Below are 25,422 nucleotides of genomic sequence, written 5' to 3'. Positions count from 1 at the left end.
TTGCATTCTATGTGAAGGCCCTTTAAGCTGTGACCGACTCTAAAACCTGGATGTGTTTGATTTGCGGCTGGATATATGACGAGGCGGAGGGTTCCCCTGAGCACGGCATTTCCCCCAATACTCCCTGGGAGCAGGTCCCCATGAACTGGACCTGTCCCGAGTGTGGTGCACGCAAGGAAGATTTCGAGATGGTTCAGATTTGAGACGCTCTAGATCATGGACTACAGCGTTGTTTATTTTTCCATCGGGAGCAGTAACAATTGACTACAACAGGCGCATCTTTCAAAGTGCTCGTGGTGGATGACAGCAACACCATCCGTCGAAGCGCCGAGATTTTTCTCAAGCAGGGGGGGCACGAAGTCTTGTTGGCGGACGACGGCTTTGATGCTTTGGCGAAGGTCAACGATTACCAGCCGCAGCTGATTTTTTGCGACATTCTCATGCCCAAGCTCGACGGGTACCAGACCTGCGCCATCATCAAGCGCAACGCCCGTTTTGCAGATACACCGGTAGTCATGCTGTCCTCGAAGGACGGTGTGTTCGACAAGGCGCGCGGGCGCATGGTCGGCTGCCAGGAATATCTCACCAAACCGTTTACCAAAGACCAGTTGCTGCAGGCTGTGCAGCAATTTGGCAATGCCCAACAAGGAGCGATGTAATGCCCATCCAGAAAGTACTGGTCGTCGACGATTCGAAGACCGAGCTGATGTTTTTGACCGACCTGCTGCAGAAAAAAGGCATGCAGGTTCGTACCGCAGAAAATGCTGACGAAGCTTTTCGCCGTCTCGCTGAAGAAAAACCCGACCTGATTCTGATGGACGTGGTCATGCCTGGCCAGAACGGTTTTCAGCTCACCCGTGCCATCACGCGTGACCCGCTGTATGCCGATGTGCCGATCATCATGTGCACCAGCAAGAACCAGGAAACAGACCGCGTCTGGGGCATGCGCCAGGGCGCGCGCGGCTACATCACCAAGCCCGTGGATCCCGCAGAGCTGCAGGCCAAAATCGACGCTCTCAGCTAACGCGGCGGCGCGCTCATGGCCAACCGCGAAGCCCTGCGAGAGCTCCAGACCCGACTTGCCAGCCGCCTGCAGGCGGCGCGGGTCGAAGGAACCTCTGTATCGTCCTGGCTGGCTGTAGAGTCCGCCGGGAGTTTTTATTTGCTGCCGCTCGCGCAGTCCGGCGAGATCTTCTCCTGGGTGTCCGTGCAGGCCGTGCCCTACACCCAGAGCTGGTTTCTGGGCGTCGCCAACCTGCGCGGCGGCCTGGTGGGCGTGGTGGACCTGGCCGGCTTGCTCGGTGCCACGGCGCCCCGCACCGACCAGGCGCTGTCGGAGTCCAGCCTGCTGGCGTTCAACGCCGCGCTCGACGTCAATGCCGCCCTGCTGGTGGACCGCCTCGCGGGCCTGCGGGGCACCGACGCTTTCGTGTCGTCCCAGCCCCCGGCCGAAGATGCGCCCGCATTCTTTGGCACCACCTATATCGATTCCAGCGGCACACGCTGGCAGGAGCTGAACCTGCAGCTCCTGTCCCAACATCCCGCTTTCCTGAGCATCAGTGCTTGAGTTTTTCTGTAAGGCTGCACCATGTCCGTCGTCAATCAATTTGGAAAACTGTTCAACCGGAAACCTGCCACGCCGGACAACGGCGCGACGGCGGGCACTGCCGACGATGGGCAGGATCTCCTGGCCACGGGTTCGCTGGACGGCGCGCAACTGCGCGATGCGTACCAGGCCGAAGCCATGAACAGCGTGCAGGGCGACCCTGACGGCTACGCGCCGGAGCTGTCGGCCGCAGACGTCGAGGAAGACCTGATCTCCCTGCCCATCCTGGGCCGCGCGACGGCCGCGGCCCACCAGCGCCGCCTGCTGGCCCTGCTGGGCGTGGGCGTGCTGGTGCTGGGTGCCATTGCCTTCTGGGTGCTGCAGCAAGCCGACCGCTCCGCACAGCAACTGGCCGCGACCGGCCAATCGCTGATGCAGTCGCAGCGTCTGGCCAAGTCGGTGTCGCAGGCGCTGGTGGGTAGTCCCCAGGCCTTCCCCGACGTGGTGGAAAGCTCGGGCGTGCTGGCGCGCAACGTGCGCGGCCTGAACGCTGGCGACAACGAACTGGGCGTGCAATCGCTGGGCGAGCCCTACAAGCCGGACCTCGATGCCGTGAACCCGCTGATGGAACGCGCAGAGCGCAACGCCAGCGTGGTGATGGGCCAGCAAAAGATCCTGACCCAGGTGGGTGACGCTCTGCGCACCATCAACCGCCAGTCGTCCGACCTGCTGGAAATCGCCGAAACGGTGTCGTCGCTCAAGCTGCAGCAGAACGCTCCCGCCGCTGAAATCTCCGCCGCCGGCCAGCTGGTGATGCTGACCCAGCGTATCGGCAAGTCCGCCAACGAATTCCAGACCATGGAAGGCGTGAGCCCCGAGGCCGTGTTCCTGCTGGGCAAGGACTTGAACTCGTTCAAGGAAATCGCCCAGGGCCTGCTGGACGGCAGCCCCGAACTGCGCCTGGCCGCCACGAAGGACGCCCAGACCCGCGAGCAACTCGAGTCGCTGATCAAGCTGTACGAACAAACCCGCACGCAAGCCAGCGCTATCCTGGGCAACCTGCAAGGCCTGGTGTCTGCGCGTGAAGCCCAGTCCGCCATCATTGCCGACAGCGAACCCCTGCGCCGCCAGCTGGAAGGCCTGCAGTCCAAGCTGTCCGCACAAACCGGTGTGGGCGGCGGCCAACTGGCAGCCCTGGCCCTCGCCGGCCTGTTCGTGATTCTTTGCGGCGTGGGCATCTCGCGCGTGCAACTGCTGGACAGCCGGGGCCGCCAGGCCGCTGCCGAATCGCAGCAAAAGGACGCCAAGCGCCAGGAGCAGGAAGCCAAGCGCGTCAACGACGCCAACCAGGCCGCCATTTTGCGTTTGATGAACGAACTGCAGTCGGTCGCTGAAGGTGACCTGACCCAGGAAGCGACCGTGACCGAAGACATCACGGGCGCCATTGCCGACTCGGTGAACTACACGGTGGAAGAACTGCGCCAGCTGGTGGGCAGCGTGCAGAACACGGCCACCCGCGTGGCACAAACGACCGCCCAGGTGGACAGCACCTCGACCGAACTGCTCGCCGCCTCGACCGAGCAGCTGCGCGAAATTCGTGAAACCGGCCGCTCCGTTCTGGACATGGCGACCCGAATCAACGAAGTGTCCACACAGGCGCAAGAGTCCGCCACGGTGGCCCGCCAGTCGCTGCAAGCTGCCGACTCCGGTCTGCAGGCCGTGCAGAACGCCATCGGCGGTATGAACTCCATCCGCGACCAGATCCAGGACACCTCCAAGCGGATCAAGCGCCTGGGCGAATCGTCGCAGGAGATCGGTGAAATCACCGAGCTGATTTCCGACATTACCGAACAGACGAACGTTCTGGCCCTGAACGCTGCCATCCAGGCAGCGTCCGCTGGTGAAGCCGGTCGCGGCTTCTCGGTGGTGGCGGAAGAAGTGCAGCGACTGGCTGAACGTTCCGCAGACGCCACGCGCCAGATCTCGGCGCTGGTGAAGGCTATTCAGACCGACACGCAGGATGCCGTGGCCGCTATGGAGCGCTCCACGCAGGGTGTGGTGGAAGGGGCCCGACTGTCCGACAGCGCCGGTACCGCACTGACCGAAATCGACCGCGTGTCGCGCCGCCTTGCTGAACTGATTGAGCAGATTTCGTCTTCGACATCCCGCGAAGCCGTGCTGGCCAACGAAGTGGCCGACAACATCCAGCACATTTTCGCGGTGACCGAGCAAACCGGTGAAGGTACCCGGACCACCGCACAGCAGGTGCGCGAACTGTCGCACATGGCCGAAGAACTGCGCCAATCGGTGGCACGGTTCAAGATCGCCTGACGCGTCAGCAGTTAGTCATCAATCAGCTGGCTCATAGCGGCCGGGGACGAATACATGTCATCTATGGATGTCAACAATGCACCGGCCGCAGACTGGTCCCAAGGGGACCAGGACCTGGGACCTTTGGCCTGGGTGCTGGATGAACTGCGCAAATCGCTGGACGGTGCGGTCAAGGCCATGCGCCGCTTCGTGCGCGATGCCGAAGTGGCCCGGGAGTCGGATCTGGCCGCGCTGGACGCGGGCTCTCTGCGCATAGCGCGCCAGCAACTGCACCAGGCGTGCGGCGCGCTGGAAATGGTGGGCATGGGCCCGCCGGCGCTGGTGCTGCGGTCGATGGAGTCTGCCGTCCAGAAGTTCGTGCAGCGCCCCGAGACCTGCAGCGACGAAGCTGCGGCCGTGATCGAGCGCGCCAGCTTCGCCCTGATCGAATACCTGGAGACGGTGCTGGCGGGCAAGCCTGCCTCGCCGGTGGCGCTGTTCCCGCAATACCGCGAGGCCCAGGCCCTGGCCGGGGCCGACCGCGTGCACCCCGCAGACCTGTGGCCTGTGGAGCGCCGTTTCCGCGAGCCGGAAGGCACCGTGTCCGTGCCGCCGCTGCCCTACGGGCCCGAAGCCCGCGCGCGCCTGGATTCCGCGGTGCTGCGCATCGTCAAGTCGGGCGACATCAAGGCGGCGATCAGCCTGCGCGATACCTGCCTCGGGTTCGTCGCTGCCCAGCCGGACCGCCAGTCCCGCGCCTTCTGGAAGATCTGCGCCGGCTTCTTCGAAGCATTCGGCACGGGCCTGCTGCCCCCTGACGTGTATGTGAAACGCGTGGCGTCCCGCGTGCTGATGCAGTACGCGACGCTGGCCAAGGGCGACACCACCATCGCCGACCGCCTGGTTCAGGACCTGCTGTTCTTCTGTTCCCAGGCCAAGCCGACCGAAGGAACGCTGGACCAGGTGCCTTCGCTGCGCGCCGTGCGCCAGGCGTTCTCGCTGGACCGATTCAAGCCGGTCGACTACGACACGCCGCGCTTCGGCCGCTTCGACCCCGCCGTGCTGGCGCAGGCCCGTAAGCGCATCGCTGCGGCCACGGAAACCTGGTCCGGCCTGGCCGGCGGTGACCGCAACAAGCTCAAGCCCGCGGCGGACCAGTTCAGCCTGGTGTGCGATTCCCTGCGCAAGCTGCACCCCGGCAGCGAGAACCTGGCCCAGGCGCTCACGCGCGTGGTCGAATCCACCACCCGTTCGGGCGAGCCACCGTCGGCCGCCCTGGCGATGGAAGTCGCCACCTCGGTGCTGTATCTGCAGGCTGCTTTCGAAGAACTGGACGCTGGCGACGAGCAGATGGGCGTGCGCGCCACCCGCCTGGCGGAGCGCCTGGACGCCGTCGGCGCCGGTGCGCAGCCGGAGCCGCTCGAACAATGGATGGAAGAGCTGTACCGCAGGGTCAGCGACAACCAGACCATGGGCAGCGTGGTGGACGAGTTGCGGGCCACCCTGGGCGAGGCCGAAAAGGCGCTCGACCAGTTCTTCCGCAACCCCCAGGACACGGCCATTCTGGCCGCGGTGCCCGGCCATCTGGCGCAAATGCGCGGTGTGCTGTCGGTGCTGGGCCTGGACCAGGCCTCGCTGGCCGTCGTGCGCATGCGCGACATGGTCGAGCGCCTGTTGATCAACGAAGTGCCCGAGGCCGAGCGCCAGGGCGTCTTCGAGAAGCTGGGCAACAGCCTGGGCGCGTTGGGCTTCCTGATCGACATGCTCAGCTACCAGCGCACCATGGCGCGCAAGCTGTTCGTGTACGACGAGGACCTGGGCGAGCTGCGCATCCTCATGGGCAAGACCCGTCCCCGTGCATCGGACGCCGTGGAAGAGTCGCCGGCCAAGCTCGAAGAGCGCTCTGCGATTCCGGTGCCCGACGTGCTGCCGCGCTTTCCGGTGCAGGAGCCGATCAGCGCACCGACCGACTTCGGCTCCTTGCAGGAGCTGCCGGATTTCCCCGCGGCCGCTCCGGCCGAGGAACCGGCCCTGGCCCCCGAAATATCCTTCGACGCACCGGACCTGGGTGCCGGTGCCGCAGCACCCGCTGCCGCTCCCGCCCCCACGATCACCCTGCGCGAAGCGCCCGCCATCGAAGACGAACTGCTCGAGGTGTTCCTCGAAGAAGCGCGTGAAGTGGTGGTCAACGGCCTTGCCGCCATCGACCTGCTGCGCGACGAACCCGGCAACCTGAGCGAGCAGACCACGCTGCGGCGTGCTTTCCACACGCTCAAGGGCAGCTCGCGCATGGTCGGGCTCAACGACTTCGGCGAAGCCGCCTGGTCGATGGAGCAACTGCTCAACGCCTGGCTGGCGGAGCAAAAGCCCATGCAGCCCGAGCTGCTCCAGCTGTCGTCGGATTCCTTGCAGGCCTTCAGCCGCTGGGCAGACGACATCGCGGCCGGACGGCATGCAGGCTGGGAGCCTGAGCCCTTCCGCAAGTCGGCCGATGCGATGCGCCTGGATGGCACGCTGCTGCCGCTGGCGCTCCCGTCTGCCGACGGTTCGGTGGCCCCTGCCGCCGCCGAGCCCGAGCTGGTGCCCGCAGAGCCCGAACTGGCGGCTCCCGAAGCGCAGCCGCTGGTGGCCGATCTGCCACCGGTGTTGCCCGAGCCCGTGGCCGAAGAAGCCGCTCTGGCGGTCGAAGAAGAATTCACGATTCCCGACTTCGAGGCCACGGAGATCGCGGAGCACGGGCCCGAAGAAATCGCTGCAGTGCCCGAAGTGGCCGAGGACATCGACTTCTCGGTCTTCAGCGCTGCGCTGAACGAATCCGCGCCTGGTGGCGAGGCACCTGCCGCGCTGGATACGTCCAGTGTGGACTTCGTGCTGGACCTTGAACTGCCCGACCTTGAGCCCGTGGCCGCCGCCGAGCCGCGCGCCGACGATGCGCTGTCTCTGGCTGCCGAACCGGCTGCCGAGATGCCCGTTCAGGAGGCCGATGCGCCGCCTGCCCTGCCGCCCCTGGAGTCGGTGGAGGAAGTCGAATTCCTGGAAGCCCAGGAGTTTGCGGAGCTGGAAAAACTGCTGGACGCCGGCGAGCCGGAGCCCGAGGCTTTGCTGCCAGCCGAACTCCCGGAAGCCTCTGTGGAGGCTCCCGTGGAGTCGCCCGTGGCCTTGGTGGCCGACGAGGCCCTCGATGCAGAACTGCAAGCACCAGCGCCTGCCGCGGCCGAGCTGGACGAGCCCCTGCAACTGGACGACTCCGCCAACGATGACGCCGTCAAGGTCATCGACACGCTGCGCATTCCGATCCCGCTGTACAACGTCTACCTGAACGAAGCCGACGAATGGTCGCGCCGCCTGGTGACGGGTCTGCAGGAATGGTCGCTGGAGCTGCACGAGCCGCTGCCCGACAACGCGGTGGCGTTGTCGCACTCGCTCGCCGGCAGTTCCGCCACGGTGGGATTCACCGGCCTGTCCGAAATGGCCCGCACCCTGGAACATGCGCTGCAGCATGTGCAGTTCCAGTCCGGCGGCACGCAGGAGCAGGCCCAGGCCTTCATGGCTGCGGCGGAAGACATTCGCCGCCTGCTGCACCAGTTCGCTGCCGGGTTCCTGAAGGAGCCCAGCCAGGAAGTGCTGGAGCAACTGCGCCAGATCCTCGAGACCGAGGTCGAGAACACCCTCACGCCACCCGAGGAAGACCTGGTGGATGCGTTCGCGGCCGAGTCCGTGGCGCCAGAGCCCGCGCCACCTGCCGTGGCACAGTCGCCCGCCGTGCCTGAAGAGGCCGAAGAACCCCAGTCGTTTGCCGAGTCGACGCTCGACCCCGCGCCGCTGATCGTGCCGCAGGGCCATGTGGCCCCGGCCCTGTCGGTGGTGGCCCACGACCAGGACCAGTTGGTCGACGATGCCATCGCCCACGCCGTCGCCTTGTCGTCGGACGTGGACGACGATATCGACGCCATCGACGTCATCGACCCCGACCTGTTCCCGATCTTCGAGGAAGAGGCTGCTGAACTGCTGCCCCAGCTGGGTGGTGCACTGCGCCAGTGGGCGTCCCGCCCCGACAACCTGGGCGCACGCAGCGAGGTGCTCCGCGCACTGCACACCCTCAAGGGTAGCTCGCGCCTGGCCGGTGCCATGCGCCTGGGCGAAATGGCGCACAGGCTGGAATCGGCCATCGAACACCTCGATGCCGAGACCGTCACGTCCGACCAGATCGAGCCGCTGCAGGGCAGTTTCGACGGCCTGCAGGCCAACTTCGAAGCCTTGCGTGCGATTGGCCAGAACGCATCGGACACCGTGGTGTCGCTGCCCGTCGAGCCCGCACGTGGCCCGGCTGCGGCCGCAGCGCCGGCGGTATCCGCCGCTGGCGATGCAACCGCTCCGGCAGCCACAGCGCCTGCGCAAGCGGGCGTGCCTGCAGCCCGGCTGCCCGGCCCGTCCCAACTGGCGCCCTTGCGCGTGGCCGCCAACCAGTCGGTGCGCGTGCGCGCGCAGCTGCTGGACCGCCTGGTCAACCAGGCGGGCGAGGTCATGATCAGCCGTTCGCGCCTGGATGTGCGCCTGGGCCAGTTCCGCAGTTCGCTCACCGACCTGTCGGGCAACCTGGACAGGCTGCGCCAGCAGCTGCGTGACATCGAAGTGCAGGCCGAGTCGCAGATGCAATCGCGCCTGGCGCTGTCCAAGGACTCCGCTGCCGGGTTCGACCCGCTGGAGTTCGACCGCTTCACCCGCGTGCAGGAACTCACCCGCATGATGGCCGAATCGGTGAACGACGTGGCCACGGTGCAGCGCAACCTGCAGCGCGCCATGGAAGGCGCCGAAGACGATCTGATCGCCCAGGGCCGCCAGGCCCGCGAGCTGCAGCGCGACCTGCTGCGCACCCGCATGGTGGAGTTCGAAGGCATTGCAGAACGCCTGTACGCCGTGGTGCGCCAGGCCTCCAAGGAGACCGGCAAGCAGATCAAGCTCGACATCACCGGCGGCTCCATCGAGATGGACCGCGGCGTGCTGGACCGCATGACGCCTGCGTTCGAACACTTGCTGCGCAATTGCGTCGCCCACGGTATCGAAGACCCGCAGGTGCGCACGGCGGCGGGCAAGCCGGCCTCCGGCACCATCACGGTGGACCTGCACCACGAAGGCAACGACGTGTCGGTCGAGTTCCGCGACGACGGCGCAGGCCTGAACCTGCCCCGCATCCGCGAGAAGGCGCTGGCGCAGGGCATCGTGGAAGCCGGTGTGGAGCTGAGCGACGCCGATGCCGCCAACCTGATCTTCATGCCCGGTTTCTCCACCGCATCCGAAGTGACCGGCCTGTCGGGCCGGGGCATCGGGATGGACGTGGTGCGCGCCGAGATCAACGCTCTGGGCGGCCGCATCGAGACCTCGACCGAAGCCGGCAAGGGCGCTGCGTTCCGCATGGTGCTGCCCCTGACCACGGCGGTGACGCAGGTGGTGATGCTGCGTGCAGGCGACCTGGCCATTGGCGTGCCCGCCAGCGTGGTCGAGATCGTGCGGCGCACCTCGTCGCAGGATCTGGAAGAGGCCTATCGCACGGGCACCTTCGACGACGGCACCGAAAAGCTGCCGTTCTTCTGGTCCGGCGCGCTGCTGCAGGCGTCGGCCCGCAGCCACGAGCCTGCCGGCAAGACCCGCCCTGTGGTGATCTTCCGAAGCGCCGCTCAACGCATTGCCATGCACGTGGACGAAGTGCTGGGCAACCAGGAAGTCGTGGTGAAGAACCTCGGCCCGCAGCTGTCCCGTCTGCCTGGCTTGGCCGGCATGTCGGTGCTGGCCTCGGGTGCCGTGGTGCTGATCTACAACCCCGTGGCGCTGTCCACGGTGTACGGCGACCAGGTGCGTGCTGCCAGCGTCGGCCTGCCACCCATGCAGGATGCGGCCGGTGCAGGTGCAGGTGCAGGTGCGGGTGCGGGTGCCGGCAAAGCCGTGGTGTCGCCCCAGCTGGCGGGACCGAGCCAGGTGCCCCTGGTGCTGGTGGTGGACGATTCGATCACGGTGCGCCGCGTCACGCAGCGCCTGCTGCAGCGCGAAGGCTACCGGGTGTCCCTGGCGGCCGATGGCCTGCAGGCGCTCGAACGCCTGCAGGAGGAGCGGCCGACCGTGGTGCTCTCCGACATCGAAATGCCGCGCATGGACGGGTTCGACCTGGCGCGCAACATCCGGGCCGACGGTGCACTGCGCGACCTGCCCATCATCATGATCACCTCGCGGATCGCCGAAAAGCACCGCGAGCATGCGATGGAGCTGGGCGTGAACCACTACCTGGGCAAGCCGTACTCGGACGAGGAACTGCTGAGCCTGATCCAGCACTATGCGCGCCTGGAGGCCGCGGCCGCCGAGGCTTGACCAGGGCACTGCAGGAGCAGATGCCCGGCTCGGTGGACGAAAGAGATAGAGACGAGACGAGACGAACGAATGTGTGCCGCGGCATGCGGCCCCCTGAAGGAGCTGCATGCCCGGTTCTCACACAGTTCCTGCAACGGGCGCCCTGGAGGCGCCCTTTTTTTTCGAGCGTGCCATGCCCTCAGAGTCCGATGTCGTGATCGAGCCCCACCCACCCGCACCGTTCGGTGACAGCCGGCTGCTGGCCTGCCTGGCCCTGGTGGCGCGGGAAAGGGCCTCGGACCTCTTCCTGCTGGCGGGGGCGCCGCCCACCGTCAAGCGGCAGGGGGACTTTCTGCCGATCAGCCAGCAGGTGCTGCCTGCGCAGGACATCCGCACGATGGCCTATTCGATCATGGGCAAGGCGCAGCGCCATGAGTTTGAAAGCACGATGGAGTGCGACTTCTCGTACGCGACGGCAGAGGGCGATCGCTTTCGGGTCAACGTGCACCTGCAGCGCGGCCAGGTGGGCATGGTGATCCGCCACGTGGCCTCGCGGATCGCCACCCTGGACGAGCTGGGCCTGCCCAAGGTGCTCAAGGAGCTGGCTTTCCTGAAGGGCGGCCTGGTGCTGACGGTGGGCTCTGCGGGCTCGGGCAAGACGACCACACTGGCCGCGCTGCTGGACCACCGCAACACCAACGCGCCCGGCCACATCCTCACCATCGAAGACCCGATCGAGTACCTGCATCCGCACAAGAAATCGCTGATCACGCAGCGCGAGGTCGGCATCGACACACGCTCCTACGACGAGGCCCTGCGCCGCGCGATGCGCGAGGCGCCCAACGTGATCATGATTGGCGAGATCCGCGACCGCGCCACGATGCAGCATGCGCTGCACTACGCCGAGTCGGGCCACCTGTGCGTGTCCACCCTGCATGCGCACAACGCCAACCAGGCGGTGCAGCGCATCCTCAATTTCTTTCCGGAGCATGCGCACAAGCAACTGCAGATGGACCTCTCGCTGAACCTGCGGGCGGTGATTGCGCAGCGGCTCATCAAAGGCGTGTCGGCCCGCCTGGTGCCTGCTACCGAGGTCATGCTGCTCACGCCCTACGTGGCCGACCTGATCCAGAAAGGACAGGTCGACGAGCTCAAGACGGCGATCAACCGGGGTGTGGAGCAGGGCATGTGCAGCTTCGACCAGTCACTGTATGCGCTGGCCGAGTCCGGCGCGATCAGCGCCGAAGAGGCCATCGCCCATGCGGACAACCGCACTGACCTGTCGCTCAAGCTGCGGCTGGCCGCCGGGGGCTCGCTCACGGTGGCGGGGATGAGCATGCGGGAGAACACGCCGCTCGTCTGAGCGATGTGGCGGACACCGATTTGCCTCCAGAAAATACAAGAACCTGTCCCTGCTGAGCATTCCACGAGCTCAGGACGGGGCTTGGGGGCGGGCCCGAGGAAGTGCCGCGCAAGGCTTCGACAGGCTCAGCCCGAACGGTGTTGCATCATCGACCGCCCCTCGGTACGAAGGTCAAGCTCAGGCGCTGGCCTTCACCACCGCATACCGCTCCAGCGTCTGCTGCCGCGCGGTGTCATGGTCCACGATGGGCAGGGGGTAGTTGCCCCCCAGTTGCACACCGGCGCTCTGCAGCTCCAGAGGCTTGGCCTTCCAGGGGGCATGCAGCGCCGCGTTCGGCAACCCGGCCAGCTGGGGCAGGTAGCGGCGGATGAACTTGCCGTCGGGGTCGAACTTCTCGCTTTGGCTCACCGGGTTGAAGATGCGAAAGTAGGGCTGCGCATCGCAGCCGCTCGAGCTGGCCCACTGCCAGCCGCCGTTGTTGGCCGACAGGTCGAAGTCGTTCAGCTGCAGCGCAAAGTAGGCCTCGCCCCGGCGCCAGTCCAGCCCCAGGTCCTTGACCAGAAAGCTGGCCACCACCATGCGCAGCCGGTTGTGCATGTAGCCCGTCTGGTTGATCTGCGCCATGGCGGCGTCCACCAGCGGGTAGCCGGTGCGGCCCTCGCACCAGGCCGCGAACAAGGCATCGGCCTCGGGCCCGGTCTCCCACGCGATGGCGTCGTAGGCGGGCTTGAAGCTATCGGTCACCACGTGGGGGTGGTGGTACAGGATCTGAAAGTAGAAGTCCCGCCAGATAAGCTCGCTCAGCCAGGTGGCAGCGCCGGGGCTGCCTTGGCTGGCGCGCTCGTGGGCGGTGCGGGCCAGCAGGCGGGGCGATATGGTGCCAAAGCGCAGGTGCACGCTCAGGTAGCTTGGGCCCTTGACGGCCGGGAAGTTGCGCGTGTCCTCATACTTGTCGATGCGCTCCACAAAGTCCGCCAGCAACTGGTGGGCGCCCTGGCTGCCGGTGGGGATCTTCAACTGCGCCAGGCCCGCGGGCTCGAAGCCCAGCGCCGCCAGCGTGGGCACGGGCCTGCGGTGGCCCGCAGGCCGGGGCGCCAGCCGCGCGGCGTGCCGCTCCACCGGGTAGCTGCTCAGGTAGAACGCATCCACCTTCTTGAGCCACGCGTTCTTGTACGGTGTGAACACGCTGTACGGGTGGCCCGCCTGCGTCATCACCTCGCTGCGTTCGAAGACCGTGTGGTCCTTGAAGGTGTGCAGTGCACGGCCCTGGGCCGCCAGCCGGGTGCGGACGGAGGCGTCCCGCGCGATGGCCTGCGGTTCGTCGTCATGGTTGGTGTACACGGCCTCAACGTCCAGCGCGGCGGCCAGGTCCGGCACCGCATCGGCTGCCGCGGCGTGGTGCACCACGATGAGCCCGCCATGATCGTGCCCTGACAGGGTGCGCAGGGCGGCGTCCAGCTCCACCAGCGTCTCGCGGATGAACTCCACCCGCCGGTCCGTGCGGGGCAGCGCATCGAGGATATCGGTGTCGAAGACAAAGGCGCAGTGCACCTGCTGGCACTGGGTGAGGGCGTGGTACAGGGCGGCCTGGTCCTCGGTGCGCAGATCGCGCCGAAACCAGACCAGCCCGCTTGAATAGGAGGGCGCCGAAGGGGGCTGCATGTTCACCGTTAAAATTGCGGAATGTCCTCCGATTCTGCGCCCATCAACCTGACGCATCACTTCCTGATCGCGATGCCCGGCCTGGAGGATGAGTCTTTCGCGCGCAGTGTGGTCTACCTGTGCGAGCACAGCGAACGCGGTGCGCTGGGCCTCATCATCAACAAGCCCACCGACATCACCCTGAAGGGCCTGTTCGACAAGGTCGATCTGTCCCTGCGGCGCGAAGACCTGACCCAAGAGCCCGTGTTCCAGGGCGGCCCGGTACAGACCGAGCGCGGCTTCGTGCTGCACGAGCCCATGCTGTTCGAGAGTGCCGAGGCGGATGAATCCGTGTACGCTTCCACCATGACCATTCCGGGCGGCCTGGAGATGACCACTTCCAAAGACGTGCTCGAAGCCCTCTCCACCGGTGCGGGCCCCCGCCGCGTGCTGATCACGCTGGGTTACTCGTCCTGGGGCGAAGGGCAGCTCGAGACCGAGCTGGCCGAGAACGCCTGGCTCACCGTGGCGGCCGACCTGTCGGTGATCTTCGACACCCCCGTGCCCGAGCGCTACGACCGGGCCCTGGCGCTGCTGGGCCTCAAGGCCTGGATGCTGTCGCCCGAGGCGGGGCACGCATGACCGTTGCGCCCGTTCACCACGAGCCCCCCGAGCAACCCGCCGTTCCCGCGCATTTCCAGACCTTTTTAGCTTTTGACTTCGGCCTCAAGCGCACGGGCGTGGCCACGGGCAACCGCATGCTTCGCAGCGCGACACCCCAGCGCACCATCCAGGCCGAGGGCGACGCCCGCTTTGCCCATGTGGCCGAGCGCATCAAGGAATGGCAGCCCGACGCCCTGGTGATCGGCGTGCCCTACCACCCCGACGGCGCCAGCCACGAGAACACCGCGCGCGCGCTCAAATTCGGCCGCCAGCTGCGCGGACGCTTCGGCCTTTCGGTGTTCGAGGTGGACGAGCGCTACAGCACCACCGAGGCCATCGCCGGTGGCGCCAAGGACGCCGATGCCGCCTCGGCCTGCATCATCCTGGAACAGTTTTTGAGGACCCTCCCATGACCACCCCCTCCAACGCCATCGCAGGCAGCCTCGTGCTCGATGCCGAGGCCCTGTACCGCGAGCTTCTGCGCGGCGTGCGCAGCATGCACACCGGCACCACCCGCCTGGTGGGCATTGCCTCTGGCGGTGCCTGGCTGGCCGAGCGCCTGCAAAAGGACCTGGGCCTCGAAGGCCCCGCCGGCGTGCTGTCGTCGGCCATGCACCGCGACGACTTCGCCCAGCGCGGCCTGGCCGCCAGCGCGCAGACCACGCTGCCGTTCGACGTGAACGGCGCCGACGTGCTGGTGCTCGACGACGTGCTCTACACCGGGCGCACCATCCGCGCCGTGCTCAACGAATTGTTCGACTACGGCCGCCCCGCCAGCGTGCGCCTGGCCGTGCTGGTGGACCGCGGCGGGCGCGAGCTGCCGGTGCAGGCCGACTTCGCCGCCGCGCGCGTGGCGCTGCCCGCATCGCAGTCGCTGGCGCTGGCGCGTGACGACAGCGGCACCTTCCATTTCCAAGTCAAAGAGGCCTGACCGTGCTGAAGAAGCGCAACCCCCAACTCAACGGCAACGGCGAACTCATCCACCTGCTGTCCATCGAAGGGCTGCCGCGCGACATCGTCACGCACATCCTCGACACGGCCGCCAACTTCGTCAGCGTCAACGACCGCGAGGTCAAGAAGGTGCCGCTGCTGCGCGGCAAGAGCGTGTTCAACCTGTTCTTCGAGAACAGCACGCGCACGCGCACCACATTCGAGATCGCGGCCAAGCGCTTGTCGGCCGACGTGATCAACCTGGACATCGCACGCAGCTCGGCCAGCAAGGGCGAGTCGCTGCTCGACACCATCGCCAACCTCTCGGCCATGGCGGCCGATTTGTTCGTGGTGCGGCACAGCGAGTCGGGCGCGCCGTACCTGATTGCCCAGCACGTGGCGCCGCATGTACACGTGATCAACGCGGGCGACGGCCGGCATGCCCACCCCACGCAGGGGCTGCTGGACATGTACACCATCCGGCACTACAAAAAAGATTTCAGCAACCTCACCGTGGCCATCGTGGGCGACGTGCTGCACTCGCGCGTGGCGCGCTCGGACATCCACGGCCTGACCACGCTGGGCTGCCCCGAGGTGCGCGTGGTGGGCCCGCGCACGCTGGTGCCGTCCGACATGTCGCAGATGGGCGTGCGCGTGTGCCACACGCTCGAAGAAGGCATCAAGGACGCCGACGTGATCATCACGCTGCGCCTGCAGAACGAGCGCATGAGCGGCGCGCTGCTGCCGTCCAGTCAGGAGTACTTCAAGAGCTTCGGCCTCACGCAGGAGCGCCTGCAACTGGCCAAGCCCGACGCCATCGTGATGCACCCGGGGCCCATCAACCGTGGCGTGGAGATCGACTCCGCCGTGGTGGACGGCAAGCAGAGCGTGATCCTGCCGCAAGTCACTTTTGGCATTGCGGTGCGCATGGCGGTGATGTCCATCGTTGCCGGAAATGAGGCTTAACCCCCCTGAGCCGCTTCGCGTCTTCCCCCAAGGGGGACGCCCCCGGTGGCCCGGCGAAGCCGGTTCCACGGGGGCGCTGGCATCGCGTCTGCTGCGGTGCGAACGGCGGGTGAAGAGTTGAGTGAAGTATTTGCTATGTTTTTTTGTAGCTGCTGGCGCTTATCCATCAAGCGGTAGCGGCCCATTTGGCTTGAAATCATGAAAATCCTGATCCAGAACGGCCGTGTGATCGACCCTGCCTCGGGGTTCGACCAGACCTGTGACATTGCGCTGGCGGCGGGCCGCATCGTGGGGGTGAACCGCGTGCCGCCCGAGTTCGCGCCCAACCGGGTGATCGATGCGGCGGGCTGCATCGTGCTGCCTGGGCTGGTGGACCTGGCGGCGCGCTTGCGCGAGCCGGGGTATGAGCACGAAGGCATGCTCGAATCCGAGATGGCCGCCGCCGTGGCCGGGGGTGTGACCAGCCTGGTGTGCCCGCCCGATACCGACCCCGTGCTCGACGAGCCGGGGCTGGTGGAGATGCTCAAGTTCCGCGCCGAGAAGCTGCACCAGTCGCGTCTGTTCCCGCTGGGCGCGCTCACCCGCAACCTCGCGGGCGAAGTGCTGACCGAGATGGCCGAGCTGACCGAGTCCGGCTGCGTGGGCTTTGGACAGGCCGAGGTGCCGCTGGCCAGCACGCAGGTGCTGCAGCGTGCGCTGCAGTACGCGGCCACCTACGGCTACACCGTATGGCTGCGCCCGCAGGAGATGCATCTGGGCAAGGGCGTGGCTGCCAGCGGCCCGCTGGCCACCCGCCTGGGCCTCTCGGGCGTGCCCGTGGCGGCCGAGACGATCGCGCTGCACACCATCTTCGAACTGCTCAAGACCACCGGCGCGCATGTGCACCTGTGCCGCATCAGCAGCGCGGCCGGCGTGGAGCTGCTGCGCCGCGCCAAGGCCGACGGCCTGAAGGTCACGGCCGACGTCAGCATCAACTCGCTGCACCTCACCGACGCGGACATCGGCTTCTTCGACAGCCGCGCGCGCCTGTCGCCGCCGCTGCGCCAGCAGCGCGACCGCGATGCACTGAACGCCGCCCTGCTGGACGGCACCATCGATGCGCTGGTGTCCGACCACACACCGGTCGACGAAGACGCCAAGACCCTGCCGTTCGCCGAAGCCGAGCCCGGCGCCACCGGCCTGGAGCTGCTGCTGTCGCTGGCGCTCAAGTGGTCGCAGGACAGCGGCGTGCCGCTCTCGCGCGCGCTGGCCGTGGTCACCTCCGAGCCCGCCCGCGTGCTGGGTTCTGCCCTGGGCACGCTGCAGGCCAGCGTGGGCCAGATCGTGGAGGGCGGCGTGGGCGACCTGTGCATCCTGGACCCCGGCGCCGCCTGGGTCGTGCAGGGCAACGCGCTGCGCAGCCAGGGCAAGCACACGCCGTTCTCCGGCTACGAGCTGCCGGGCCGCGTGCGCATGACGCTCGTGGGCGGACAAGTCGCGTTTGATCGGTAGCCCCCCTGTGCCGCTTCACGCCATGCACCCAAGGGGACGCCACCCTTGGCCCGGGAAAGCCGGTTCCATGGTGGAACGGGCGTCGGCCGCGCCATTCATGCCGAGCGTGCCTGGCGTGCCGGGCATGCTGATTGGGCGACCGCTGCAGGGCCGGTCCGTACGGATGGATCGATACGGACCATTGGCATGAGGCATCTGCGCGCCGGCTGGCGCTTGCTGCGTCTGCTGGGCCACATTGCCAAGGGGCTGTGGATCGTGGCGCTGCGCTTTCCGGCACTGTCCGAGGACCAGCAGCATGCGCATGTGCAGGCGTGGTCGCTGCAGCTGCTGGCCCGGCTGGGCATCAGCCTGCGCGTCGTGGGCCAGCCGCCGGTGGCGGGGCCGGTGATGCTGGTGGCCAACCACATCTCGTGGCTCGACATTCCGGTGATGCACGCCGGGCGGCACTGCCGCTTCGTCTCCAAGTCCGACGTGCAGGGTTGGCCGCTGATCGGCACCCTGGCCACCGCGGCCGGCACCCTGTACATCGAGCGCAGCTCGCGCCGCGACGCGCTGCGCATGGTCAAGTCCATGCAGGACGCACTTGGGCGCGGCGAGGTGCTGGCCGTGTTCCCCGAAGGCACCACGGGCGATGGCCGCGACATGCTGCCCTTCCACGCCAACCTCATCCAGGCCGCCGTCGCCGCCCAGGCGCCGGTGCAGCCGGTGGGCCTGCGCTTCGCCGACAAGGCGACAGGTGCAACAAGTTTTGCGCCCAGCTATATCGGTGATGAGACCCTGGTCGGCTCCATCTGGCGCACGCTCAGCGCACCGCCGATCGAAGCGGTGGTGCACTATGGCGAGATCCAGCAGCCCGAGGGGCGCGACCGCCGCGTGTGGACGCAGCATTTGCACGATACGGTGGATACGCTGCGGCAGACGGGGTGAGAATTGTCGGGACTTGAATGGGTTGTGTTTTGACTCTCCTGCGCTGCGCGGGAGTACAGGCTGAATGGTTTGGACAAGCGGCCTGAACCGATGACTGGGATCAGCCAGGAGTAGTCGGTGGTGGCAGGTGAAAGCGGACGCTCAACTATTCAGCTGCAGGTTATGCATCGCGACCTCGCCGCAAATAGTCGGCGTACTCGTCCTGGACCACGAACTCATTCGTCAATCGCGATGGGGCGCTAGGCCAGCGAGTTTCGAGTTTTTTTAAGCACTCTTCAAAGCTCGAAAAGGTCAGCACCTCATTTGCCTCGTCCTGCTCAAGTTCTGGGTCTAACGGACCGAACTCATACAAGTCCGTGTAGTCTTCTGACCCAAGGTCCGCCGTCTCATAAAGGTGAAGTTCGCACCCATTTGGCAAACCTCGAATCTGCACCCAGCGAATGCCGTGACAGTCTGAGCGCGAGCACCCGCCGAGAAACACTTCGATGGCCTTACCACGGCGAAGTGCAGCATGTGCTTCGACGGAGCTGAGATAACGGCGTGGCATGTCACGAGTCATAACGATTGAGTTCGGCTGGCCAGGATCGGATGCAATGCAAGATGAGATTGCATTTATAGCGCCCTCTTAGACTGAACCGATTCCGCCGACTTAGTGCTAGGGCCCCGATGAATCTGTTTTGAAACAATGACTGCTTTTGGGAGGGGATCCCCAACGGCGGCTCAGGGCCCTGAGTCGACAGTGGGCACCCTTCCCGAAAGCAGCCACTGGCCTCGCTCCCCAAAACCGTGCATATTCCACGGTTATAGCCGCGGGGGCTGCTACACACCGGCCCCATCCACGCGTTTTTTCCGTATCGTCCGCATCTTTCGCCGGCCTGCAGCCTTCTGCAGGCCTTTCACTGCCGGGAGGGCACCATGAACCTGATCGAACGCGCCAAGAGCATTCTTTTGCAACCCAAGGAGACCTGGGTCGCCATCGACACGGAGTCCACCGACGTCGCCACGCTGTTCACCCGCTACGCGATGATCCTGGCGGCCATTCCGGCGGTCTGCGGGTTCATCGGCATGTCGCTGATCGGGTTCGGCGGGTTCGGCGTCACCATCCGCGTGCCGTTCCTCGCCGGGCTGGCGAACATGGTGGTGTCGTACGTGCTCAGCCTCGTGGGCATTTTCGTGCTGGGCCTCATCATCGATGCGCTGGCCCCCACGTTCGGCGGGCAGAAGAACCCCATCCAGGCCCAGAAAGTGGCGGTGTACTCCAGCACGGCCGCGCTGCTGGGCGGCATCTTCAGCCTGCTGCCTGCGCTGTCCGTGTTGATGCTGGTGGCTTCGCTGTATTCCATCTACCTGCTCTACACCGGCCTGCCGGTGTTGATGAAAAATTTGCCCGAAAAATCGGTGGTCTACACCGTGGTGGTCATCGTGGCGGCGATCGTGGTGGGCGTGATCATCGGTGCGGTCAGCTCGATCTTCATGCCGCGCGGTGGGTCGTTGATGGATGGTGCTGCGGGCTCTGCCATCACCATGGAGACCGCGGGCGGCAAGGTGTCCATCGACACGGCCGGGCTGGAGGCCGCGGGCAAGAAGATGGAAGAGGCCGCGCGCAAGATGGAAGAAGCGCAAAAGAGCCAAGACCCGGCCGCCATCGCTGCCGCGGGCCAACAGGCCGCTGCGGCGGCTGCGGGCGCCCTGGGCGGCGGCCAGGTGGTGGCCGCGCAGTCGCTCAAGGCCGCGTTGCCCGAGAAGCTGGCGGGCCTGCCCCGCACGGGTTTCGACGTGCAGGACGGCGCAGCGCTGGGCCTGCCCACCAGCCAGGCCCGTGCGCAGTACGGCAGCGACGACAAGCAGGTGCGCCTGGAGATCGTGGACGTGGGCGGCCTGGGCCAGATGGCCGCGATGGCGATGGGCATGGCCCAGGGCGAAAAGGAAGACCCGTCCAGCACCGAAAAGACCTGGCAGGAAGGCGGCCGCACGCTGCACACGCGCTATCAGAAGGACGGCAGCCATGCGGAGTTCAAGGCCATCCTGAGAAACGGCCTGGTGGTCAGCCTCGAAGGCGACAAGGTGGGCGTGAAGGAACTGCAGGGCTACATGTCGCAAGTGGACTTGAATGCCCTGGAAGGCATGCAGCGCAAGGGCAAGTCCTGAGGCGCAATAGCACCCTCTGAAGCGCTGCGCGCCTTCTCCTCTCGCCTTTTCCTTTATCGATTCGCTGCGCGATTCGGGCGGGGCACGCCCGCAGCGCACGCCAGCTAAGCGCCGCATCCGCATCCTCGGCAGGGGCGGCCCTAGAGCGGGGGCACTGGCTCTGGCCGCGTCAGTGGCATGCGCTGCGGGTGGCCGATGCATCGGTATGCATGCGGACTTTGAAGCATGGGGCGCGGGCAGGGTCGGTAGACTGGTCGGCATCGGCAGCGTGGCCGTCCGTCCGTTGGCGACGGCGGTCTTCGCTGGACTGATACCCTCACTTCGCCCATGCCCGACTCGTCCGCACTCTCACACTCCTTGCCTTTGTACCAGCGCGCCATGGGCCCGGCCTTCGCGCGCCTGGCACCGGCGCTGGCGCGTTTTCACAGCCTGTCGGGCCAGCACCGGCTGCAGGGGCAGGTCGCGGTAGAGGCCCCCGCGGGCGCCATGGGCCGTGTGCTGGCCTGGGCGCTGGGGGCGCCGCAGGCATCGGTGCGCGGCAGCATCGTCTTCGAGCTTCAGGCCACGCCGCTTGCCGAGGTGTGGACCCGCCACTTTCCCGCGCGCACCATGCGCTCGACGCTGCGCGCATCGGGCGGCCAGGTGGTCGAGCACCTGGGTGCGGCGCGCCTGGGCTTCACCTTGGTCGAGGCACAGGGCCGCCTGGTCATGCGCCTGGAGAGCCTTCACTTTCTGGGCGTTCCGTGCCCCGCATGGCTGCGCCCGCAGATCGTGGCCGAGGAGACGGGGCAGGGCGACACGCTGCACTTTCATGTGCAGGCCACCGTGCCCTGGGTGGGGCGGGTGGTGCACTACCGGGGCCACCTGGTCGTGCCGATCGCGCCGGCCGTCCCGGCTGGGCAGGAGGCGTCCGCATGATCGTGGTATTCGACGCGCAGTGCCTGCTGTGCAATGGCTGGGTGCAGTTCATCCTGCGGCACGACCGCGCCGGGCGCATCCGTTTCGCGTCCATGCAGGGGGCCACGGGCCGGCAGCTGCTGGCCGACGCCGGCCTGCGGGTGGACTCGTTGCAGACCCTGCTCGTCATCGACGGCGCCCGCAGCTGGCAGCACACCGCCGCCATCCTGCGCGTGCTGCACCAGCTGGGCTGGCCGTGGCGGCTGGCGTGGGTGGGGTGGCTCGTGCCCGCACCACTGCGCGATGCGCTCTACCGCTGGGTGGCGCGCAACCGCTACCGGATCTGGGGGCGGTCAGACGTGTGCATGGTGCCTTCGCCCGAGTCCGCTGCACGCTTTCTGGACTGAAGGCTCGCAGCGTGATTCATCAAAAATGATAGCTGCTTGCGCTTGGTAGACAAGCGGTAGAGCCCGCTAAGACTCAACTTTGGGCCGCTATTCGCGCGGAAAAGTCACCACATGGTCCACCTGCGCGCGAATGCCGATCCACTCGCCCAGCGCATGGTTGTGGTGGCTGGGCACATGGGCCAGCACGGTGTGGCCGCTGGCCAGGCGCAGCGTGTACAAGAACTCCGACCCGCGGAACGACTTGCGCAGGATCTGCGCCTGCACCGGTGCGGCGTCGTCGTGTACCACGTCGTCGGCGCGCAGCAGCACGTCGCACTCGCCGCCCGCGTAGCTGCCGGGCAGCGGGCATTCCTCCAGGTCGGTCAGCTCGCCCAGCGGCGTCTGCGCGATCACGTTGTCACCGCGCTGCACCAGCGTGGCGGGCGCGAACACGCCGTGCCCGATGAAGTCGGCCACAAAGCGGGTGGCCGGGCGGTGGTACAGGGTGTACGCGTCGTCCCACTGGTGCAGATGGCCTTCGTGCATCACGCCGATCACATCGCCGATGGCAAAGGCTTCGAGCTGGTCGTGCGTCACGAACAGCGCCGTGGCGCCCGCGGCCTTCAGGATGCCGCGCACCTCGTGCGCGAGCCGCTCGCGCAGGTCCACGTCCAAGTTGGAAAACGGCTCGTCCAGCAGCATGAGCTGGGGGCGCGGCGCCAGGGCCCGGGCCAGCGCCACGCGCTGCTGCTGGCCGCCCGACAGTTCGTGCGGAAAGCGGTTCTCGCTGCCTGCCAGGCCCACCAGCTCCAGCACCTCGGCCACGCGCGCAGCCTGCTCGGCCTTGGACAACCGGTGGATGCCGAACGCCACGTTGCGGCCCACGGACAGATGCGGGAACAGCGCGTAGTCCTGGAACACCATGCCGATGCGCCGCTCTTCGGGCGGCACGCTCACGGTGGCGCTGCTCACCACCTGCTGGGTCAGGCGGATCTGGCCGCCGGCCACGGGCTCCAGCCCCGCCACCGCCCGCAGCAGCGTGGTCTTGCCGCAGCCCGACGGGCCGATCAGCACGCCGATATCGCCTGCATTGAGGCTGAGAGTGACGCCTTGCACGGCGGCCTGCGCGCGGCCGGCATAGCGCACGTCGAGTTGGGAGACCTCAAGAAACATGCCCCAATTCTAGGCGTACGCACGAATGCTTAAAATTCGCATTTGCATTCCCGAACCATGCCTGGCCCCGCCACGCCGGGCGTGCGTCCCTGGTCCCTGATTCCCTGACTCCTTCGCCGAGCCCCCTGCCTTGCGCCGCATCTCCTTCGCCCTTCGCTCCATCCCGCTGATCCTGTTTGCCGGTTTCCTGTCGCTGCCCGTGTTGGCGGTGCTGGCGTCGTGGCTGCCGTTCGGCCAGGGCGACGCGCAGGCGGGCAGCATCCTGCGCGAGATGGCGTCCACCGTGCTGCCCGGCTATGTGTGGACCACGCTGTGGCTCAGCCTGCTGGTGGCGGTGGGGGCGGCCATCGTCGGCACGGGCACGGCGGCGATGGTGACGCTGTTCGACTTTCCGGGCCGGCGCACGTTCGAATGGCTGCTGCTGCTGCCGCTGGCCATGCCGGCGTATGTCACCGCGTATGCGTACACCGACTTCTTGCAGTTCAGCGGGCCGCTGCAGGTGGGGCTGCGCAACACCTTCGGCCTGGAAGGCCGCCTGCTGCCCGAAGTGCGCAGCCTGGGTGGCGCGGTCTGGGTGTTTATCTTCTCGTTGTACCCGTACGTCTACCTGCTGGCCCGCACCGCGCTGGGCGAGCGCGCAGCGCACCTCATGGAAGCCGCGCGGCTGCTGGGCGCGCCGCTGTCCCGCCGCATCCGCACCGTGGCCCTGCCGCTGGCGCGCCCCGCCGTGGCGGCTGGCGTTGCGCTGGTGCTGATGGAGACGCTGGCCGACTTCGGGGTCACCAGCTATTTCGGCATCCAGACCTTCACCACCGGCATCTACAAGGCCTGGCTGTCCATGGACAACCGGCTGGCCGCCGCGCAGCTGGCCACCATCCTGCTGGTGCTGGTGCTGCTGCTGCTGCACATGGAGCACCGCGCGCAAAAGCGCATGCGCTTTGCGGCCGGTGGTGGCCGCGCGGGCTCGGCCGAGGCGCAGCCTGTGCGGCTGCGCGGTGCGCGCTGCGCGGCCGCCTGGGCCATCTGCCTGGTCCCGGTCGTCATGGGCTTTGTGGCGCCGGTGTTCTTCATGCTGCGCCCGCTGGCAGCCGACTGGTCGGTGCTGCCGTGGGAGCGCTTCGTGGGCTGGGCCTGGAACAGCGTGCGCCTGGGCGGCATCACCTCCGGCCTGGCCGTGGTCGTGGCGCTGGGCCTGGCGTTTGCGCTGCGCCGCCAGCCCGACCGCATCACCCGCGGCGTGGTGCAACTGGCCAGCGTGGGCTACGCCGTGCCGGGCGCGGTGATCGTGGTGGGCCTGCTGCTGCCCGTGGGCTGGCTGCAGGCCGCCGTGCCGCAGTGGGGCGTGGGCGCGCTGGTCACGGCCACGGCGTTCGGCATCGTGTGGGCGTACCTGGTGCGCTTTTGCGCGGTGGCACTGCAGTCGATGCAAAGCGGCTATGCGCGCATTCCCCCCAACCTCGATGCCTCGGCCCGCATGCTGGGCGCGGGCAGCGCGCGGCTGTTGGCGCGGGTGCACTGGCCGCTGCTCAAGCGCTCCACCGCCGCGGCGGCGCTGCTGGTGTTCGTGGACGTGATGAAGGAGCTGCCCGCCACCATGGTGCTGCGGCCCTTCAACAGCGACACGCTGGCCGTGGTGGCCTACCAGCTGGCGCGCGACGAGCGCCTGGGCGAGGCGGCGCTGCCGTCGCTGGCACTGGTGGCGGTGGGGCTGGTGCCGGTGATTTTGCTGAGCCGCACGCTGCGCAGCAGAAGCTGAAGCTGACGCAGGCGATATGCGCCCGGCCGGCCTGAGGGCCTAGGGCCGCGGATAGACGGCGCCGGTATAGAGCCCCGTCGACGACGGGATCGGCGGGTGCACGATCAAGGTGCTGTACGACCGGTAGTTGCCGTCTTTCCTTTCATCCGTCACCCAGACGATCCATTCGACAGGGCGAGGTTTTGCCGCCCCCTTCGTGGCGGGCCGTCGCACCACTGCGACCACTTGAAGCGCGAAGAACTGATCGCTGGTGTCCACCTCCAGCGTGCTGCCGGTCGACGTCACCTTGCCAGAGGCCAGCAAGGTCTTCAGCGTGTGGGCTCGCTCATCCGTGCGGTTGTGCAGCGATGACGGAAAGGAGCGCAGATCCAGGCGCTCGAACAGCGCCTGGGCACGGCCGGCCGTGCGCGCGCGCGGCGGGGTTAGCTCCACGGTGAACGGGCCACTCGCGATATAGCTGACCGCGTCGCACACGAGATATTCGGACTGGATGCTCGCGTTGTTCACGGACTCTTGCGGCGCACTGGTGAGCACCAGGTTTGAATATTCTGCGCAGTTGTTGGCAGACGTGCCGTTGTCGAATTCCAGGGGCGTGCGAGCCCGGAACAAGCTGGTCTTCAGGTCTTGCAGGGCCACCGCCAGGTCGGGGTGGGTGACGACCACCTGGGTGAGGTGGATGGGACCGGGCAGTGGGCGATCCTCCGAGTGCGCTGCGGTGTGAAATGCAGCTGCAGCAGCCAGCGCGATGTACCAAGGGCTTGTCACTCGATGTCTCCAAAAAAGGCGGGGCTGTGGTTCAGCGATGGCGTGGATTGCAGACCGGACCAGGAGAGTACGTCAGAAATCCTCCGCGAAGTCTCTCGCAAAAAAAGGCCCAGCCAGCGTT

The 25,422-nt window shown here is 67.0% G+C and carries 21 protein-coding genes; 17 read left to right on the top strand and 4 right to left on the bottom strand.

Annotated features, from left to right (window positions below):
- Positions 1 to 29: 29 nt before the first annotated feature.
- The 7 genes from ACSQ3D_RS11330 to ACSQ3D_RS11300 all read left to right on the top strand — a co-directional run bounded on the left by ACSQ3D_RS11330 (position 30) and on the right by ACSQ3D_RS11300 (position 11,558).
- Positions 30 to 203, top strand: coding sequence for a rubredoxin (locus ACSQ3D_RS11330; RefSeq protein ID WP_082485978.1), 174 nt, complete (start codon positions 30 to 32; stop codon positions 201 to 203).
- 57 nt (positions 204 to 260) lie between these two features.
- Entirely contained in the window at positions 261 to 659 is a 399-nt protein-coding gene (locus tag ACSQ3D_RS11325) for a response regulator (protein WP_034692846.1), read from the top strand.
- A complete protein-coding gene (locus ACSQ3D_RS11320) occupies positions 659 to 1,024 on the top strand; it encodes a response regulator (RefSeq protein WP_056417714.1) in 366 nt (121 codons plus the stop codon). Before ACSQ3D_RS11325 ends, ACSQ3D_RS11320 begins: the two co-directional genes overlap by 1 nt.
- Positions 1,025 to 1,039: 15 nt before the next feature.
- Complete coding sequence (locus ACSQ3D_RS11315; protein WP_056417718.1) at positions 1,040 to 1,567, top strand: chemotaxis protein CheW; 528 nt, start codon at positions 1,040 to 1,042, stop codon at positions 1,565 to 1,567.
- A gap of 21 nt (positions 1,568 to 1,588) precedes the next feature.
- Positions 1,589 to 3,877: a methyl-accepting chemotaxis protein gene (locus ACSQ3D_RS11310; RefSeq protein ID WP_056417721.1), complete on the top strand. Its 2,289-nt coding sequence runs from the start codon at positions 1,589 to 1,591 to the stop codon at positions 3,875 to 3,877.
- Between the two features lie 54 nt (positions 3,878 to 3,931).
- On the top strand, positions 3,932 to 10,216 hold the full coding sequence (locus ACSQ3D_RS11305; protein WP_436126950.1) for an Hpt domain-containing protein: 6,285 nt from the start codon (positions 3,932 to 3,934) through the stop codon (positions 10,214 to 10,216).
- Between the two features lie 172 nt (positions 10,217 to 10,388).
- Entirely contained in the window at positions 10,389 to 11,558 is a 1,170-nt protein-coding gene (locus ACSQ3D_RS11300) for a PilT/PilU family type 4a pilus ATPase (RefSeq protein ID WP_436126949.1), read from the top strand.
- Positions 11,559 to 11,735: 177 nt separating this feature from the next.
- Here the strand turns inward: ACSQ3D_RS11300 and ACSQ3D_RS11295 are convergent, their stop codons facing one another.
- Complete coding sequence (locus ACSQ3D_RS11295; protein WP_436127203.1) at positions 11,736 to 13,220, bottom strand: cryptochrome/photolyase family protein; 1,485 nt, start codon at positions 13,218 to 13,220, stop codon at positions 11,736 to 11,738.
- A gap of 21 nt (positions 13,221 to 13,241) precedes the next feature.
- On the opposite strand from ACSQ3D_RS11295, the gene ACSQ3D_RS11290 reads away from it, so the two are divergent.
- From ACSQ3D_RS11290 to ACSQ3D_RS11265, 6 genes are all read left to right on the top strand, one after another.
- A complete protein-coding gene (locus tag ACSQ3D_RS11290) occupies positions 13,242 to 13,841 on the top strand; it encodes a YqgE/AlgH family protein (protein ID WP_056167512.1) in 600 nt (199 codons plus the stop codon).
- A complete protein-coding gene (gene ruvX / locus ACSQ3D_RS11285; RefSeq protein ID WP_056167514.1) occupies positions 13,838 to 14,275 on the top strand; it encodes a Holliday junction resolvase RuvX in 438 nt (145 codons plus the stop codon). Before ACSQ3D_RS11290 ends, ruvX begins: the two co-directional genes overlap by 4 nt.
- On the top strand, positions 14,272 to 14,793 hold the full coding sequence (gene pyrR / locus ACSQ3D_RS11280) for a bifunctional pyr operon transcriptional regulator/uracil phosphoribosyltransferase PyrR (protein ID WP_056167517.1): 522 nt from the start codon (positions 14,272 to 14,274) through the stop codon (positions 14,791 to 14,793). The genes ruvX and pyrR overlap by 4 nt, the downstream gene beginning before the upstream one ends.
- Positions 14,794 to 14,795: 2 nt before the next feature.
- Complete coding sequence (locus ACSQ3D_RS11275; protein ID WP_056167520.1) at positions 14,796 to 15,758, top strand: aspartate carbamoyltransferase catalytic subunit; 963 nt, start codon at positions 14,796 to 14,798, stop codon at positions 15,756 to 15,758.
- A gap of 198 nt (positions 15,759 to 15,956) precedes the next feature.
- Entirely contained in the window at positions 15,957 to 17,249 is a 1,293-nt protein-coding gene (locus tag ACSQ3D_RS11270; RefSeq protein ID WP_396503166.1) for a dihydroorotase, read from the top strand.
- Positions 17,250 to 17,435: 186 nt separating this feature from the next.
- Positions 17,436 to 18,176, top strand: a complete 741-nt coding sequence (locus tag ACSQ3D_RS11265) for a lysophospholipid acyltransferase family protein (RefSeq protein ID WP_396503165.1) — start codon at positions 17,436 to 17,438, stop codon at positions 18,174 to 18,176.
- A 160-nt stretch (positions 18,177 to 18,336) separates the two neighbouring features.
- Here ACSQ3D_RS11265 and ACSQ3D_RS11260 read toward each other — a convergent pair whose 3' ends face one another.
- Positions 18,337 to 18,723: a hypothetical protein gene (locus ACSQ3D_RS11260; protein ID WP_436126948.1), complete on the bottom strand. Its 387-nt coding sequence runs from the start codon at positions 18,721 to 18,723 to the stop codon at positions 18,337 to 18,339.
- Between the two features lie 368 nt (positions 18,724 to 19,091).
- Here ACSQ3D_RS11260 and ACSQ3D_RS11255 point away from each other — a divergent pair, with 368 nt between their 5' ends.
- The 3 genes from ACSQ3D_RS11255 to ACSQ3D_RS11245 all read left to right on the top strand — a co-directional run bounded on the left by ACSQ3D_RS11255 (position 19,092) and on the right by ACSQ3D_RS11245 (position 21,628).
- Positions 19,092 to 20,324: a Yip1 family protein gene (locus ACSQ3D_RS11255; protein ID WP_436126947.1), complete on the top strand. Its 1,233-nt coding sequence runs from the start codon at positions 19,092 to 19,094 to the stop codon at positions 20,322 to 20,324.
- Positions 20,325 to 20,651: 327 nt separating this feature from the next.
- The gene (locus ACSQ3D_RS11250; RefSeq protein ID WP_436126946.1) at positions 20,652 to 21,242 is read left to right on the top strand and encodes a DUF4166 domain-containing protein; all 591 of its coding nucleotides are present in this window, start codon (positions 20,652 to 20,654) and stop codon (positions 21,240 to 21,242) included.
- Positions 21,239 to 21,628, top strand: a complete 390-nt coding sequence (locus tag ACSQ3D_RS11245) for a thiol-disulfide oxidoreductase DCC family protein (protein ID WP_436126945.1) — start codon at positions 21,239 to 21,241, stop codon at positions 21,626 to 21,628. Before ACSQ3D_RS11250 ends, ACSQ3D_RS11245 begins: the two co-directional genes overlap by 4 nt.
- 87 nt (positions 21,629 to 21,715) lie before the next feature.
- Here ACSQ3D_RS11245 and ACSQ3D_RS11240 read toward each other — a convergent pair whose 3' ends face one another.
- Positions 21,716 to 22,780, bottom strand: a complete 1,065-nt coding sequence (locus ACSQ3D_RS11240) for an ABC transporter ATP-binding protein (RefSeq protein WP_436126944.1) — start codon at positions 22,778 to 22,780, stop codon at positions 21,716 to 21,718.
- Between the two features lie 130 nt (positions 22,781 to 22,910).
- Between ACSQ3D_RS11240 and ACSQ3D_RS11235 the strand changes: the two genes are divergently transcribed.
- Positions 22,911 to 24,536 (top strand): ABC transporter permease, encoded by a 1,626-nt coding sequence (locus ACSQ3D_RS11235; protein WP_436126943.1) that lies wholly within the window; start codon positions 22,911 to 22,913, stop codon positions 24,534 to 24,536.
- Positions 24,537 to 24,575: 39 nt separating this feature from the next.
- Here the strand turns inward: ACSQ3D_RS11235 and ACSQ3D_RS11230 are convergent, their stop codons facing one another.
- The gene (locus ACSQ3D_RS11230; RefSeq protein ID WP_436126942.1) at positions 24,576 to 25,301 is read right to left on the bottom strand and encodes a hypothetical protein; all 726 of its coding nucleotides are present in this window, start codon (positions 25,299 to 25,301) and stop codon (positions 24,576 to 24,578) included.
- Positions 25,302 to 25,422: the final 121 nt, after the last annotated feature.

The organism is Acidovorax sp. LjRoot117, from assembly GCF_964252695.1.
Lineage (GTDB): Bacteria > Pseudomonadota > Gammaproteobacteria > Burkholderiales > Burkholderiaceae_C > Acidovorax.
The sequence above is the reverse complement of the archived record's forward strand: the minus strand, read 5'-3'. Positions and strand labels throughout refer to the sequence as shown.

Excerpts from the sequence above, each read along its gene's own strand:
- ACSQ3D_RS11270 (WP_396503166.1), top strand. The coding sequence starts at position 15,957 with ATGAAAATCCTGATCCAGAACGGCCGTGTGATCGACCCTGCCTCGGGG.
- ACSQ3D_RS11250 (WP_436126946.1), top strand. The coding sequence starts at position 20,652 with ATGCCCGACTCGTCCGCACTCTCACACTCCTTGCCTTTGTACCAGCGC.
- ACSQ3D_RS11305 (WP_436126950.1), top strand. The coding sequence starts at position 3,932 with ATGTCATCTATGGATGTCAACAATGCACCGGCCGCAGACTGGTCCCAA.
- ACSQ3D_RS11290 (WP_056167512.1), top strand. The coding sequence starts at position 13,242 with ATGTCCTCCGATTCTGCGCCCATCAACCTGACGCATCACTTCCTGATC.
- pyrR (WP_056167517.1), top strand. The coding sequence starts at position 14,272 with ATGACCACCCCCTCCAACGCCATCGCAGGCAGCCTCGTGCTCGATGCC.
- ACSQ3D_RS11310 (WP_056417721.1), top strand. The coding sequence starts at position 1,589 with ATGTCCGTCGTCAATCAATTTGGAAAACTGTTCAACCGGAAACCTGCC.
- ACSQ3D_RS11320 (WP_056417714.1), top strand. The coding sequence starts at position 659 with ATGCCCATCCAGAAAGTACTGGTCGTCGACGATTCGAAGACCGAGCTG.
- ACSQ3D_RS11260 (WP_436126948.1), bottom strand. The coding sequence starts at position 18,723 with ATGCCACGCCGTTATCTCAGCTCCGTCGAAGCACATGCTGCACTTCGC.
- ACSQ3D_RS11265 (WP_396503165.1), top strand. The coding sequence starts at position 17,436 with ATGAGGCATCTGCGCGCCGGCTGGCGCTTGCTGCGTCTGCTGGGCCAC.
- ruvX (WP_056167514.1), top strand. The coding sequence starts at position 13,838 with ATGACCGTTGCGCCCGTTCACCACGAGCCCCCCGAGCAACCCGCCGTT.
- ACSQ3D_RS11295 (WP_436127203.1), bottom strand. The coding sequence starts at position 13,220 with ATGCAGCCCCCTTCGGCGCCCTCCTATTCAAGCGGGCTGGTCTGGTTT.
- ACSQ3D_RS11300 (WP_436126949.1), top strand. The coding sequence starts at position 10,389 with ATGCCCTCAGAGTCCGATGTCGTGATCGAGCCCCACCCACCCGCACCG.
- ACSQ3D_RS11240 (WP_436126944.1), bottom strand. The coding sequence starts at position 22,780 with ATGTTTCTTGAGGTCTCCCAACTCGACGTGCGCTATGCCGGCCGCGCG.
- ACSQ3D_RS11315 (WP_056417718.1), top strand. The coding sequence starts at position 1,040 with ATGGCCAACCGCGAAGCCCTGCGAGAGCTCCAGACCCGACTTGCCAGC.
- ACSQ3D_RS11255 (WP_436126947.1), top strand. The coding sequence starts at position 19,092 with ATGAACCTGATCGAACGCGCCAAGAGCATTCTTTTGCAACCCAAGGAG.
- ACSQ3D_RS11245 (WP_436126945.1), top strand. The coding sequence starts at position 21,239 with ATGATCGTGGTATTCGACGCGCAGTGCCTGCTGTGCAATGGCTGGGTG.